Here is a 12,693-nt window from a genome sequence, read left to right on the forward strand (position 1 = left end):
GTTACTCGACGGTCAGGATACGCGTGGTGTTAGTTGAGCCAATGGTGCTCATCACATCGCCCTGTGTCACGATCACCAGATCGCCGGAAACCAGATAGCCTTTATCGCGCAGCAGGTTCACTGCTTCATTGGCGGCAACGACGCCATCTGTTTCGCTGTCAAAGTGAACCGGGGTGACACCGCGATACAGAGAGGTCAGATTCAACGTACGTTCATGACGAGACATCGCGAAAATTGGCAGACCGGAACTGATACGAGAAGTCATCAGCGCAGTACGACCAGACTCCGTCATAGCGATGATAGCGGTGACCCCTTTCAGGTGGTTAGCAGCGTACATCGCTGACATCGCAATCGCTTCTTCAACGTTATCAAACTGCACGTCAAGGCGGTGTTTAGAGACGTTGATGCTTGGGATCTTCTCTGCACCCAGGCACACGCGCGCCATTGCCGCGACGGTTTCCGCCGGGTACTGACCTGCTGCTGTTTCGGCAGAGAGCATTACGGCATCGGTGCCGTCGAGGACGGCGTTAGCCACGTCCATCACTTCCGCACGAGTCGGCATTGGGTTGGTAATCATCGACTCCATCATCTGTGTGGCGGTGATGACCGCACGGTTCAGCTGACGCGCACGGCGAATCAACGCTTTCTGAATACCTACCAGCTCAGGGTCACCGATTTCAACACCCAGGTCGCCACGGGCTACCATCACTACGTCAGAAGCCAGGATGATGTCATCCATCGCATTCTGGTCGCAGACGGCTTCTGCACGTTCTACCTTGGCGACAATTTTCGCATCGCAACCGGCGTCGCGCGCCAGACGGCGGGCATAGTTTAGATCTTCGCCGCAGCGCGGGAAGGAGACAGCCAAATAGTCAACGCTGATTTGCGCAGCGGTAATGATGTCGGCTTTGTCTTTTTCGGTCAGGGCTTCAGCAGAGAGACCGCCGCCCAGTTTGTTGATGCCCTTGTTATTGGACAGCGGGCCACCGACAGTGACTTCGGTGAAGACTTTCATGCCCTGAACTTCCAGCACTTTAAGCTGTACGCGACCGTCGTCGAGCAGCAGGATATCGCCAGGCACGACGTCTGCAGGCAGTCCCTTATAATCAATGCCGACTTTTTCTTTGTCGCCTTCGCCTTTACCGAGGTTGGCGTCTAACAGGAACTTGTCGCCAACATTAAGAAAAACTTTACCTTCTTTAAAGGTAGATACGCGGATTTTAGGTCCCTGCAGGTCACCCAAAATAGCTACATGACGTCCCAGTTTTGCGGCAATTTCACGGACCTTATCCGCCCGCAGTTTGTGATCTTCTGGAGAGCCGTGGGAAAAGTTCATACGTACGACGTTCGCACCCGCGGCGATAATCTTCTCAAGGTTGTTATCGCGGTCAGTTGCCGGGCCTAACGTGGTAACGATTTTGGTTCTGCGAAGCCTTCTGGACATGTAATACTCCGTTGACTGAAACAACTAGGTGTTGCGTGAACATTAATCCGGCCGTTCTCAAACATTAACGGTAAAATGAACGACCCGGATGATAAAAGGGTAGAACATTGTTATTGCTTTTAGCGGTCATCACTCTTGATGAGTAATTCTTTATCAAAACGCGATTCCTTAAGCGCTTCCTTGACACGCTTCAAGTTATCTCTAAATTTTGCCCCTCGGCGCAAAGTAAATCCTGTAGCCAGCACATCTATCACGGTCAGTTGAGCAAGTCGAGAGACCATGGGCATATAAATGTCAGTATCTTCCGGCACATCGAGGGTAATAGCCAGCGTGGCTTCACGCGCCAGTGGCGTCCCGGGAGAGGTGAGGGCGATAACCATAGCGTCGTTTTCCCTTGCTAACTGCGCCAGTTCAACCAGACTTTTGGTTCTTCCGGTATGAGAAATAAGCACAATGACGTCGTCGTCGCTACAATTCATACAACTCATCCGTTGCAGGACAATGTCGTCGGAATAGATTACCGGTACGTTAAAGCGGAAAAATTTGTTCATCGCGTCGTGTGCGACCGCGGCGGAAGAACCTAAACCAAAGAAGGCGATTTTCTTCGCCTGGGTTAACAAATCTACCGCCCGGTTTACCGCCGCGTTATCCAGCGACTGACGAACGTGGTCAAGGCTTGCCATCGCCGATTCGAAGATTTTCCCCGTATAAGATTCTACGCTGTCATCCTCATCCACATTGCGATTAACATAAGGGGTACCATTTGCCAGACTTTGTGCCAGATGCAGTTTAAAATCAGGGAAGCCGCGCGTATCCATGCTACGACAGAAACGGTTCACCGTCGGTTCGCTGACGTTGGCTTCTACAGCAAGCGCAGCGATGCTTGAGTGAATTGCCCGTTCGGGAGAGGCAAGAATAATGTCGGCGACTTTACGCTCTGACTTGCTCAAATGTTCCAGTTTTAACTGGATTTTTTCCAGCATATTCATGATGTAGGTAGACTCATGGGTCATGGGCAAAAACGATTTCAACGATAAGGAGAAATCGAGCGGTAACTCTGGTAGATAGTACCCCTGCTAGTGCAGCAACGGGGCAAAATGGACAAAATAGTTGTTGTTTTTTTTCATTACATGATCGGAGTCGGATTTTCATACTTCTTCATGGGTACGAAAAAGACGACTTTTTTATCCATTTTGATGGGTTATACGCCAATAAAGCGGCTGTTCGCGGTAACAGCACGGCTGGATAAGCGTTTACGGTTTCCGGATTCACGTAAAAGCAGTACAGTGCACTGTAATAAAATTACAACCAGTGTCTGGCAAAAGCACCAGGCACTTAATTGAGGAGAATGACATGGCGGTAACGCAAACAGCCCAGGCATGTGATCTGGTCATTTTCGGCGCGAAGGGCGACCTGGCGCGACGGAAATTGCTGCCTTCCCTGTATCAACTGGAAAAGGCCGGCCAGATTAACCCGGATACCCGCATCATTGGGGTTGGGCGTGCCGACTGGGACAAAGCAGCCTATACCAAGGTTGTGCGCGAAGCGCTCGAAACCTTCATGAAAGAAAAAATTGATGAAAGGTTGTGGGAAACCCTCAGCGGTCGTCTTGAGTTTTGTAACCTGGACGTCAACGACACCGCCGCGTTTAAGCGTCTGGGCAAAATGCTGGATCAAAAATCGCGTACCACCATCAACTATTTCGCAATGCCGCCAAGCACCTTTGGCGCGATCTGCAAAGGTCTGGGTGAAGCAAAGCTGAATGCTAAGCCTGCCCGCGTGGTGATGGAAAAACCGCTGGGCACGTCACTGGCAACATCTCGTGAAATCAACGATCAGGTTGGCGAGTATTTCGAAGAGTGCCAGGTTTACCGCATCGACCACTATCTCGGCAAAGAGACGGTACTGAACCTGTTGGCACTGCGTTTTGCCAACTCCCTGTTTGTGAATAACTGGGATAACCGCACTATCGACCACGTAGAAATTACCGTGGCGGAAGAAGTGGGCATTGAAGGGCGCTGGGGCTACTTTGACCAGGCCGGTCAAATGCGCGACATGATCCAGAACCACCTGCTGCAGATCCTGTGCATGATCGCGATGTCTCCGCCGTCCGATCTGAGCGCAGACAGCATCCGTGATGAAAAAGTGAAAGTACTGAAATCACTGCGTCGTATCGATCGTTCGAACGTACGTGAAAAGACAGTTCGTGGTCAGTACACCGCCGGTTTTGCCCAGGGTAAAAAAGTTCCGGGATACCTGGAAGAAGAAGGCGCGAACAAGAGCAGCAACACGGAAACGTTTGTGGCGATCCGTGTGGATATCGATAACTGGCGCTGGGCGGGCGTACCGTTCTACCTGCGTACCGGTAAGCGTTTACCGACCAAGTGCTCTGAAGTGGTGGTTTACTTCAAAACGCCTGAGCTGAACCTGTTCAGAGAATCCTGGCAGGACCTGCCGCAGAACAAGCTGACTATCCGTTTGCAGCCTGATGAAGGTGTCGATATCCAGGTACTGAACAAAGTGCCTGGACTGGATCACAAGCATAACCTGCAAATTACCAAACTTGACCTGAGCTACTCCGAAACCTTCAACCAAACGCATCTGGCCGACGCTTATGAGCGCCTGCTGCTTGAAACGATGCGCGGCATTCAGGCGCTGTTTGTGCGTCGAGATGAAGTTGAAGAAGCATGGAAGTGGGTCGATTCTATTACCGAAGCCTGGGCAATGGACAACGATGCACCGAAGCCGTATCAGGCCGGGACCTGGGGACCAGTTGCCTCTGTGGCCATGATTACCCGTGATGGTCGTTCCTGGAACGAATTCGAGTAAAATATCATCTAGCCCATAGGTGTTATTTTACCGGTAACATGATCTAACACAGATTGTAGAATAATTTTTGCACTTTTAAGCTCCGCGTGGATTCACCCGCGGGGCTTTTTTTATTACACTGCCTGAAACGATTTTGCCCCTGAGCTACGGCTAACAAGCGATTCAGCTGTTTTTAACCCAACTGAAACACATTGTTGATCCAACGCTCTGACAGATAAATTTTAGGAGCCTCTATGAATCCGAATTTGTTACGCGTAACAAAACGTATTGTCGAACGTTCTCGCGACACGCGTTCCGCCTACCTTGCCCGTATTGAACAAGCGAAATCGACTACCGTTCATCGTTCACAGCTGGCGTGCGGTAACCTGGCGCATGGTTTTGCTGCCTGCCAGCCGGATGACAAGGCCTCGCTGAAAAGCATGCTGCGTAACAATATCGCGATCATTACTTCCTATAACGACATGCTTTCCGCGCATCAGCCGTACGAACATTATCCCGACATCATTCGTAAAGCGCTGCATGAAGCCAATGCGGTAGGCCAGGTCGCTGGCGGTGTTCCTGCGATGTGCGACGGTGTGACCCAGGGACAGGATGGGATGGAGCTTTCGTTGCTGAGTCGCGAAGTGATTGCGATGTCGGCTGCTGTCGGCCTCTCACACAATATGTTCGACGGCGCGTTATTCCTTGGCGTGTGCGACAAAATTGTCCCGGGTCTGGTGATGGCGGCACTGTCATTTGGTCATCTGCCTTCGATCTTTATTCCCTCCGGTCCGATGGCGAGCGGTCTGGCGAACAAAGAAAAAGTGCGTATCCGTCAGCTGTATGCTGAAGGCAAAGTCGATCGCATGGCGCTGCTTGAATCCGAAGCGGCGTCTTATCACGCACCGGGGACCTGTACGTTCTATGGCACGGCAAACACCAACCAGATGGTGGTGGAGTTTATGGGGATGCAACTGCCAGGGTCCTCATTCGTACACCCGGATGCCCCGCTGCGCGAAGCGTTGACCGCCGCGGCTGCTCGTCAGGTAACGCGTCTGACCGGCAACGGCAATGAATGGATGCCGATCGGTAAAATGATCGATGAAAAAGTAGTGGTGAACGGTATTGTCGCGCTGCTGGCGACCGGGGGGTCAACCAACCATACAATGCACCTGGTTGCGATGGCGCGTGCAGCCGGGATTCTGATTAACTGGGACGACTTCTCCGATCTGTCCGATATCGTGCCGTTGATGGCGCGTCTGTATCCGAATGGTCCGGCAGATATTAACCACTTCCAGGCAGCGGGTGGCGTGCCGGTGTTAATGCGCGAACTGCTGAACGCGGGTCTGCTGCATGAAGATGTGAACACCGTTGCTGGGTTTGGTTTGTCTCGTTACACCATGGAACCCTGGCTCAACGATGGTGAACTGGACTGGCGCGAAGGGGCAGCGAAGTCGCTGGACAGCAATGTGATTGCTACCATCGATCAGCCATTCTCCCACCACGGCGGTACCAAAGTGCTGAGCGGTAACCTCGGACGTGCTGTGATGAAAACGTCGGCGGTTCCGGTAGAAAATCAGGTAATTGAAGCGCCCGCGGTTGTTTTTGAAAGTCAGCATGATGTATTGCCGGCCTTCGATGCGGGACTGCTCGACCGTGATTGCGTAGTCGTTGTGCGCCATCAGGGACCAAAAGCAAACGGAATGCCAGAATTACATAAACTCATGCCGCCACTTGGTGTATTATTGGACCGTTGTTTCAAAATTGCGTTAGTTACCGATGGACGACTTTCAGGTGCTTCAGGTAAAGTGCCTTCAGCAATCCATGTAACCCCAGAAGCCTATGATGGCGGGCTACTGGCAAAAGTACGCGATGGCGACATCATTCGTGTGAATGGACAGACAGGTGAATTGACGCTGCTGGTTGATGAAGAGGAACTTGCTTCTCGTCAGCCTCACATTCCTGACCTCAGCGCATCGCGCGTGGGCACAGGCCGTGAAATGTTCAGCGCGTTGCGTGAAAAGCTGTCCGGTGCGGAACAGGGCGCAACCTGTATCACTTTTTAAGACTTATTTTGTAATCAGGCGAGAGAAAACTCTGATGAAAAACTGGAAGACAAGTGCAGAAGCAATCCTGACCACTGGCCCGGTTGTACCGGTTATCGTGGTTAATAAACTGGAACACGCAGTGCCGATGGCAAAAGCGCTGGTTGCAGGCGGCGTGCGCGTTCTGGAAGTGACCTTACGTACCGCATGTGCGATGGATGCCATTCGCGCGATCGCAAAAGAAGTTCCGGACGCTATCGTTGGTGCAGGTACTGTACTGAATCCGCAACAGCTGGCTGAAGTGACCGAAGCCGGTGCGCAGTTTGCTATCAGCCCGGGCCTGACCGAGCCGCTGTTGAAAGCCGCAACGGAAGGCACTATTCCGCTGATCCCTGGTATCAGCACCGTGTCTGAACTGATGCTGGGTATGGACTACGGTTTGAAAGAGTTCAAATTCTTCCCTGCTGAAGCAAATGGCGGTACCAAAGCGCTGCAGGCAATTGCGGGTCCGTTCTCTCAGGTGCGTTTCTGCCCAACCGGCGGTATCTCTCCGGCGAACTACCGTGACTACCTGGCACTGAAAAGCGTGCTGTGCATCGGTGGTTCCTGGCTGGTTCCGGCGGATGCGCTGGAAGCGGGTGATTACGATCGTATTACCAAGCTGGCTCGTGAAGCAGTAGAAGGCGCGAAGCAGTAAGCCGTTAATGCGTAAACCGTAGGTCGGATACGGCATCAATGCTTTATCCGGCCTACGGGTCTGGTTTTTATCCTGCAACTTTCACCTGTGCGGCTGCGTCTTTCGCGCGTATCACCGCATCTTCAATGTTCTGTGCTGTGGCCAGCACAACGCCAAGACGACGGCTTCCGTCGATTTCCGGCTTGCCAAAGAAACGCACTTGCATACCCACACCTACAGCGGCTTGCACGTTATCAAATGTGATATTCTTGCTGGTAAGTTGCGGCAGAATAACGGCGGAAGCAGAAGGTCCATACTGGCGGATTTCGCCAACGGGCAGACCGAGAAATGCACGTACGTGCAGGGCAAACTCAGACAGATCCTGCGAAATTAAGGTCACCATACCCGTGTCGTGAGGGCGAGGGGAGACTTCGCTGAAAATCACCTCATCACCGCAGACAAACAGCTCCACGCCAAACAGTCCGTGACCGCCCAGCGCCAGTACCACCTTGCGGGCAATCTCCTGCGCGCGCGCCAGCGCCAGGTCACTCATCTGCTGCGGCTGCCAGGACTCGCGATAATCGCCATCTTCCTGGCGATGACCTACCGGCGCGCAGAAATGCACACCATCAACGGCGCTGACGGTTAGCAGGGTGATTTCAAAATCAAAATTCACTACGCCTTCGACGATAACGCGTCCGGCGCCTGCCCGGCCTCCCTGTTGAGCATAGTTCCACGCCTCGGTGAGTTGATCGGCTGAACGGATAAAGCTCTGCCCCTTGCCGGAAGAACTCATTACCGGCTTCACAATGCAGGGATAGCCGATTTCGGCAACGGCCTCACGAAAACGTGTTTCGGTGTCTGCAAAACGGAAAGATGATGTGGGTAAAGACAATTCTTCGGCGGCGAGGCGACGGATTCCTTCCCGGTTCATGGTCAGTTGGGTCGCTCGTGCGCAAGGCACAACGTGTTGACCTTCCTGTTCCAGTTTGATCAGCATATCCGTGGCAATCGCCTCTATTTCCGGCACGATGTAATGTGGTTTTTCACGTTCGACAAGCTGGCGTAATGCCTCGCCATCCAGCATGTTAATTACATAGGAGCGATGGGCAACGTGCATGGCTGGCGCGTCGGGGTAACGATCCACGGCAATGACTTCCACACCCAGGCGTTGGCATTCAATCGCCACTTCTTTACCCAGTTCACCTGAACCTAATAACATCACTCGCGTTGCTGCGGGACGCAGCGCTGTGCCTAATAACGTCATAAATTAATCCCCTGTTTTATCTGGGCGCAGTATATACGAAAACGTTTGCGTCTGTCTTTATTACCAGGTTGATTTCAGGGCTTAAAAAGAATATACTGTACATAAATACAGGTAATTTAAGAGGCTGCAAAAATGGCGGTTGAAGTTAAATACGTAGTCATTCGGGAAGGTGAGGAAAAAATGTCGTTTACCAGCAAAAAGGAAGCCGATGCGTATGACAAAATGCTGGATACAGCAGATCTGCTCGACACATGGCTGGAGCAATCGCCGGTAGCGCTCGAAGACGAGCAGCGTGAAGCTCTTTCCCTGTGGCTGGCTGAGCAAAAAGATGTGCTGAGCGCCATTCTGAAAAACGGCAAGCTGCCTTCGCCACAGGCTGTCGAAAACGATGCACACACTGAGGATGATACTCAGGCTGCCTGAAACGACTTGCGCTCCTGACGTTTTGTACCATGCTTTTCCCTGAATCATTGTGCAATCTCTGACGTTATTTCACGTTGCCGCAGGCAACCTGAAGGACGAAGGGGAGATTAAGGAGAAAAGAATGTATAAAAAAAGAGCGTTATTGAGCCTGCTGTTATTGTCTGCCAGCGTATCGGTATTTGCGGCAAATATGGAAAGCAAGAATGTTCAGTTCCCCAAGTGCGAAGGACTGGATGCTGACGGTATTGCGGCAAGCGTGAAACGTGACTATCAGCAAAATCGCATCGCGCGCTGGGCTGACGATCAAAAACTCGTCGGGCAAGCCGACCCTGTCGCCTGGGTCAACACGCCCGATATTACGGGCAAAGACGGGAAATGGTCAGTTCCCCTGACGGTTCGCGGTAAAAGCGCGGATATTCACTATCAGGTAAAAGTCGACTGCAAAGCCGGAACGGCGGAGTATCAGCCGCAGTAACGCAGGTATTTGCACATCTTTTGATGACCTGAACACTTCCTGACATCCCCTCGGGTACGCTTTGATGATTATTCGTCTGTACTTGAGGGGCAAAATGGCTAATTGGCTGAATCAACTACAATCTCTTCTTGGGCAAAAAGGATCCTCCACGTCATCTTCTGGCGAGCAAGGGCTGAGTAAACTTCTGGTTCCAGGCGCGTTAGGCGGTCTGGCAGGATTACTGGTTGCCAACAAATCTTCACGTAAATTACTGAGTAAATACGGCACCAGCGCGCTTCTGGTGGGCGGCGGTGCGGTTGCCGGTACCGTGTTATGGAACAAATACAAAGATAAAGTTCGCGCTGCGCATCAGGATGAGCCGCAGTTCGGTGTACAAAGCTCACCGCTGGATGAGCGAACCGAGCGTCTGATCCTGGCGCTGGTTTTTGCGGCGAAAAGCGACGGTCATATTGATGCTAAAGAACGAGCGGCCATTGAGCAGCAGCTTCGTGAAGCGGGCGTGGAAGAGCAGGGCCGCGTTCTGATTGAACGAGCCATTGAACAACCGTTAGATCCCCAGCGCCTGGCGCAAGGGATCCGCAACGAAGAAGAAGCGCTAGAAATTTACTTCCTGAGCTGTGCGGCGATTGATATCGACCACTTTATGGAGCGTAGCTATCTCAATGCGCTGGGCGATGCGTTGAAGATCCCGCAGGATGTTCGTGAAGGCATTGAACAGGATCTCAAAGAACAAAAACAGGCTTTACCGGGTTAATTACTTACCGCTAAGGCGCATGTTTCGCTTGCATCATTGCTGTCTTTTGCCACCCTTATAGGATGTTTAAGCAAAAGAACAATGACATGCTACCAAAAGCTTCTCGTATTCCCCGCGCCATGACGCAGCATGGCGATACTCGTGTTGATAATTATTACTGGCTGCGAGATGACACCCGCTCGCAGCCAGAAGTGCTGGATTATCTGCAACAAGAAAATGCGTATGGCCGCCAGGTTATGGCCTCGCAGCAGGCTTTGCAGGATCGCGTCCTGAAAGAAATTATCGACCGTATCCCGCCTCAGGATGCTTCCGCCCCCTATGTGAAGAATGGTTATCGCTACCGGCATATTTATGAACCGGGGTGCGAATATGCTATTTATCAGCGTCAGTCTGCCTTCAATGAAGAGTGGGATGATTGGGATACTCTGTTGGATGGGAACCAGCGCGCGGCACACAGCGAGTTTTATACGCTGGGAGGACTGGCGATATCTCCGGATAACACCATCATGGCGCTGGCAGAAGATTATCTCTCTCGCCGGCAATATGGCGTGCGTTTTCGCAACTTGCAAAGCGGCAACTGGTATCCGGAAGTGCTGGAAAACGTCGAAGCGGATCTGGTCTGGGCGAATGATTCTCAGACTTTCTATTACGTGCGCAAGCACGAAACAACATTATTGCCGTATCAGGTGTGGCGACATACGGTCGGCTCGCCATCGTCACTGGATGAGCTGGTGTATGAAGAAGCCGATGATATGTTTTATGTCAGCCTGCATAAAACCACCTCGCTACACTATGTGGTTATTCATATCGCCAGCGCGACCACCAGTGAGGTTTTACTGCTTGACGCAGAACTGGCGGATGCCGAACCGTTGGTCTTTTTAGCGCGACGCAAAGACCATGAATACAGTCTCGATCACTATCAACACAATTTTTATCTGCGCTCCAACCGTCAGGGGAAAAATTTCGGCCTGTATCGTACCCGTGTTCGTGATGAGCAAGCCTGGGAGACGCTGATCCCTCCGCGCGACAACGTGATGCTCGAGGGCTTTACGCTATTCACTGACTGGCTGGTGGTAGAAGAGCGTCAGCGCGGCTTAACCAGCCTACGACAGATTAATCGTAAAACGCGCGAAGTGGTCGGGATCGCCTTTGACGATCCGGCTTATGTGACCTGGCTTGCCTATAATCCAGAGCCGGAGACATCGCGCCTGCGCTATGGCTATTCCTCCATGACCACCCCGGACACGTTGTTTGAACTGGATATGGACACCGGGGAACGTCGTGTGCTTAAGCAGACGGAGGTCCCCGGATTTGATGCGGCGAATTACCGTAGCGAACACCTATGGATAACCGCGCGTGATGGCACCGAGATTCCGGTTTCGCTGGTTTATCATCAAAAGTATTTCCTGAAAGGAAAAAATCCGTTACTGGTTTATGGCTATGGCTCATATGGCGCCAGCATGGACGCCGATTTCAGCAGCAGCCGTTTGAGCTTACTGGATCGCGGCTTTGTTTATGCTATTGCGCATGTGCGTGGTGGTGGTGAATTAGGACAACAGTGGTACGAGGACGGTAAGTTTCTGCACAAGAAAAATACTTTTAATGATTACCTCGACGTCTGTGATGCGTTGCTAAAAATGGGCTATGGCGCGCCTGAGTTATGTTATGGCATGGGCGGAAGCGCCGGAGGCATGTTAATGGGCGTCGCCATTAATGAGCGCCCGGAACGCTTCCATGGTGTTATTGCTCAGGTGCCGTTTGTCGATGTGGTAACCACAATGCTCGATGAATCAATTCCCCTGACGACCGGTGAGTTTGAAGAGTGGGGTAATCCGCAGGACGAAGAGTATTACACCTATATGAAAAGCTACAGCCCGTATGACAATGTAACCGCGCAGGCATACCCACATCTGCTGGTCACGACGGGATTACACGATTCCCAGGTGCAATACTGGGAGCCAGCAAAATGGGTGGCAAAACTGCGTGAGCTGAAAACGGACGATCGTTTGCTGCTACTTTGCACGGATATGGATTCCGGACACGGCGGTAAATCCGGGCGTTTTAAATCTTACGAAGGCGTGGCCCTTGAGTACGCTTTTTTGATTGGACTGGCGCAGGGAACACTGCCTGCTCAGGCGTGATCCAAATAGTGTTTTAGCGTTAATCGCAGTTCCGGGCTCATATTGTCAAGGTTATTAAATAACCAGCGCAGATAGCCCGGATCGCGCTCAGCCACTTCTGATACCGGTTTTCCGCGGTACTTACCAAAAGTGAAAGTAGTGAGTAACGCGGGACGGCCGGTAATATCGACCATTTGATCGGCTGTCCAGCCTGACGTCTGCATGATGTCGATCAGCAGTGCCGCAGTGATGTAGCAATCGTACAGGGCGCGGTGATGGTGGAGACCCGCTGGCGTCTGGACGCTCAGCTTGCGCGATTTATACAGCGCCATGTTGCTGTATTTAATCCCCGGCCACAGCCGACGGGAGAGCTTCATGGTGCAAATCCATTCCCCGGGCATGTCGGGCAATACGCGGCGGTCAAAGCTGGCATTGTGCGCAACGTACCATTCGCTGCCGTAATACTGCGGGATGACGTCTTCAATCCATGGCTTATCGGCCACCATTGCTTCAGTAATGCGATGGATAGCCATCGCCTGTGGGCTGATGGGGCGGTCAGGGCGTACCAGGTGGCTCATGGGGTTGACTATTTTTCCATCAACCACGTCGACAGAAGCAATTTCAACAATGCCTCCCTGTAGACCACAGGTTTCTGTATCTATTATGCGCAACATGCCATGC

Annotated in this window: 11 protein-coding genes; 7 read left to right on the forward strand and 4 right to left on the reverse strand. The window is 52.1% G+C overall.

Going from position 1 to position 12,693, the window contains the following annotated elements; genetic code table 11:
* Position 1: 1 nt before the first annotated feature.
* Both pyk and OGY33_RS17275 read right to left on the reverse strand, forming a co-directional pair.
* A complete protein-coding gene (gene pyk, locus OGY33_RS17270) occupies positions 2 to 1,444 on the reverse strand; it encodes a pyruvate kinase (RefSeq protein ID WP_003034890.1) in 1,443 nt (480 codons plus the stop codon).
* A 119-nt stretch (positions 1,445 to 1,563) separates the two neighbouring features.
* Positions 1,564 to 2,433: a MurR/RpiR family transcriptional regulator gene (locus OGY33_RS17275; protein WP_003034893.1), complete on the reverse strand. Its 870-nt coding sequence runs from the start codon at positions 2,431 to 2,433 to the stop codon at positions 1,564 to 1,566.
* A gap of 364 nt (positions 2,434 to 2,797) precedes the next feature.
* Here OGY33_RS17275 and zwf point away from each other — a divergent pair, with 364 nt between their 5' ends.
* The 3 genes from zwf to kdgA all read left to right on the forward strand — a co-directional run bounded on the left by zwf (position 2,798) and on the right by kdgA (position 6,994).
* Positions 2,798 to 4,273, forward strand: a complete 1,476-nt coding sequence (gene zwf, locus OGY33_RS17280; protein WP_048216177.1) for a glucose-6-phosphate dehydrogenase — start codon at positions 2,798 to 2,800, stop codon at positions 4,271 to 4,273.
* Positions 4,274 to 4,506: 233 nt separating this feature from the next.
* The gene (gene edd / locus OGY33_RS17285; RefSeq protein WP_008785050.1) at positions 4,507 to 6,318 is read left to right on the forward strand and encodes a phosphogluconate dehydratase; all 1,812 of its coding nucleotides are present in this window, start codon (positions 4,507 to 4,509) and stop codon (positions 6,316 to 6,318) included.
* 34 nt (positions 6,319 to 6,352) lie between these two features.
* A complete protein-coding gene (gene kdgA, locus OGY33_RS17290; protein ID WP_003034901.1) occupies positions 6,353 to 6,994 on the forward strand; it encodes a bifunctional 4-hydroxy-2-oxoglutarate aldolase/2-dehydro-3-deoxy-phosphogluconate aldolase in 642 nt (213 codons plus the stop codon).
* Between the two features lie 67 nt (positions 6,995 to 7,061).
* On the opposite strand, the gene purT is transcribed toward kdgA, so the two are convergent.
* Entirely contained in the window at positions 7,062 to 8,240 is a 1,179-nt protein-coding gene (purT, locus tag OGY33_RS17295; protein ID WP_048216178.1) for a formate-dependent phosphoribosylglycinamide formyltransferase, read from the reverse strand.
* 132 nt (positions 8,241 to 8,372) lie between these two features.
* Between purT and yebG the strand changes: the two genes are divergently transcribed.
* From yebG to ptrB, 4 genes are all read left to right on the forward strand, one after another.
* Positions 8,373 to 8,663, forward strand: coding sequence for a DNA damage-inducible protein YebG (yebG, locus tag OGY33_RS17300; RefSeq protein WP_032943780.1), 291 nt, complete (start codon positions 8,373 to 8,375; stop codon positions 8,661 to 8,663).
* A 121-nt stretch (positions 8,664 to 8,784) separates the two neighbouring features.
* On the forward strand, positions 8,785 to 9,138 hold the full coding sequence (gene yebF / locus OGY33_RS17305) for a protein YebF (protein WP_020996626.1): 354 nt from the start codon (positions 8,785 to 8,787) through the stop codon (positions 9,136 to 9,138).
* 94 nt (positions 9,139 to 9,232) lie between these two features.
* Entirely contained in the window at positions 9,233 to 9,892 is a 660-nt protein-coding gene (locus tag OGY33_RS17310) for a tellurite resistance TerB family protein (RefSeq protein ID WP_048235202.1), read from the forward strand.
* Between the two features lie 86 nt (positions 9,893 to 9,978).
* Entirely contained in the window at positions 9,979 to 12,033 is a 2,055-nt protein-coding gene (ptrB, locus tag OGY33_RS17315) for an oligopeptidase B (protein ID WP_191238397.1), read from the forward strand.
* Here ptrB and exoX read toward each other — a convergent pair.
* Positions 12,024 to 12,686 carry an exodeoxyribonuclease X gene (gene exoX / locus OGY33_RS17320; RefSeq protein ID WP_003833802.1) on the reverse strand — a complete coding sequence of 221 codons (663 nt, stop codon included), beginning with the start codon at positions 12,684 to 12,686 and terminating at the stop codon, positions 12,024 to 12,026. The genes ptrB and exoX overlap by 10 nt on opposite strands.
* Positions 12,687 to 12,693: the final 7 nt, after the last annotated feature.

The sequence above is a fragment of the Citrobacter sp. Cpo032 genome, assembly GCF_030332975.1.
In the GTDB taxonomy this organism is placed as follows: Bacteria; Pseudomonadota; Gammaproteobacteria; order Enterobacterales; family Enterobacteriaceae; genus Citrobacter; species Citrobacter portucalensis.

Coding starts and splice junctions, on each gene's coding strand:
- pyk (WP_003034890.1), bottom strand. CDS start 1,444: ATGTCCAGAAGGCTTCGCAGAACCAAAATCGTTACCACGTTAGGCCCG.
- edd (WP_008785050.1), top strand. CDS start 4,507: ATGAATCCGAATTTGTTACGCGTAACAAAACGTATTGTCGAACGTTCT.
- OGY33_RS17275 (WP_003034893.1), bottom strand. CDS start 2,433: ATGAATATGCTGGAAAAAATCCAGTTAAAACTGGAACATTTGAGCAAG.
- zwf (WP_048216177.1), top strand. CDS start 2,798: ATGGCGGTAACGCAAACAGCCCAGGCATGTGATCTGGTCATTTTCGGC.
- yebG (WP_032943780.1), top strand. CDS start 8,373: ATGGCGGTTGAAGTTAAATACGTAGTCATTCGGGAAGGTGAGGAAAAA.
- kdgA (WP_003034901.1), top strand. CDS start 6,353: ATGAAAAACTGGAAGACAAGTGCAGAAGCAATCCTGACCACTGGCCCG.
- ptrB (WP_191238397.1), top strand. CDS start 9,979: ATGCTACCAAAAGCTTCTCGTATTCCCCGCGCCATGACGCAGCATGGC.
- purT (WP_048216178.1), bottom strand. CDS start 8,240: ATGACGTTATTAGGCACAGCGCTGCGTCCCGCAGCAACGCGAGTGATG.
- exoX (WP_003833802.1), bottom strand. CDS start 12,686: ATGTTGCGCATAATAGATACAGAAACCTGTGGTCTACAGGGAGGCATT.
- OGY33_RS17310 (WP_048235202.1), top strand. CDS start 9,233: ATGGCTAATTGGCTGAATCAACTACAATCTCTTCTTGGGCAAAAAGGA.
- yebF (WP_020996626.1), top strand. CDS start 8,785: ATGTATAAAAAAAGAGCGTTATTGAGCCTGCTGTTATTGTCTGCCAGC.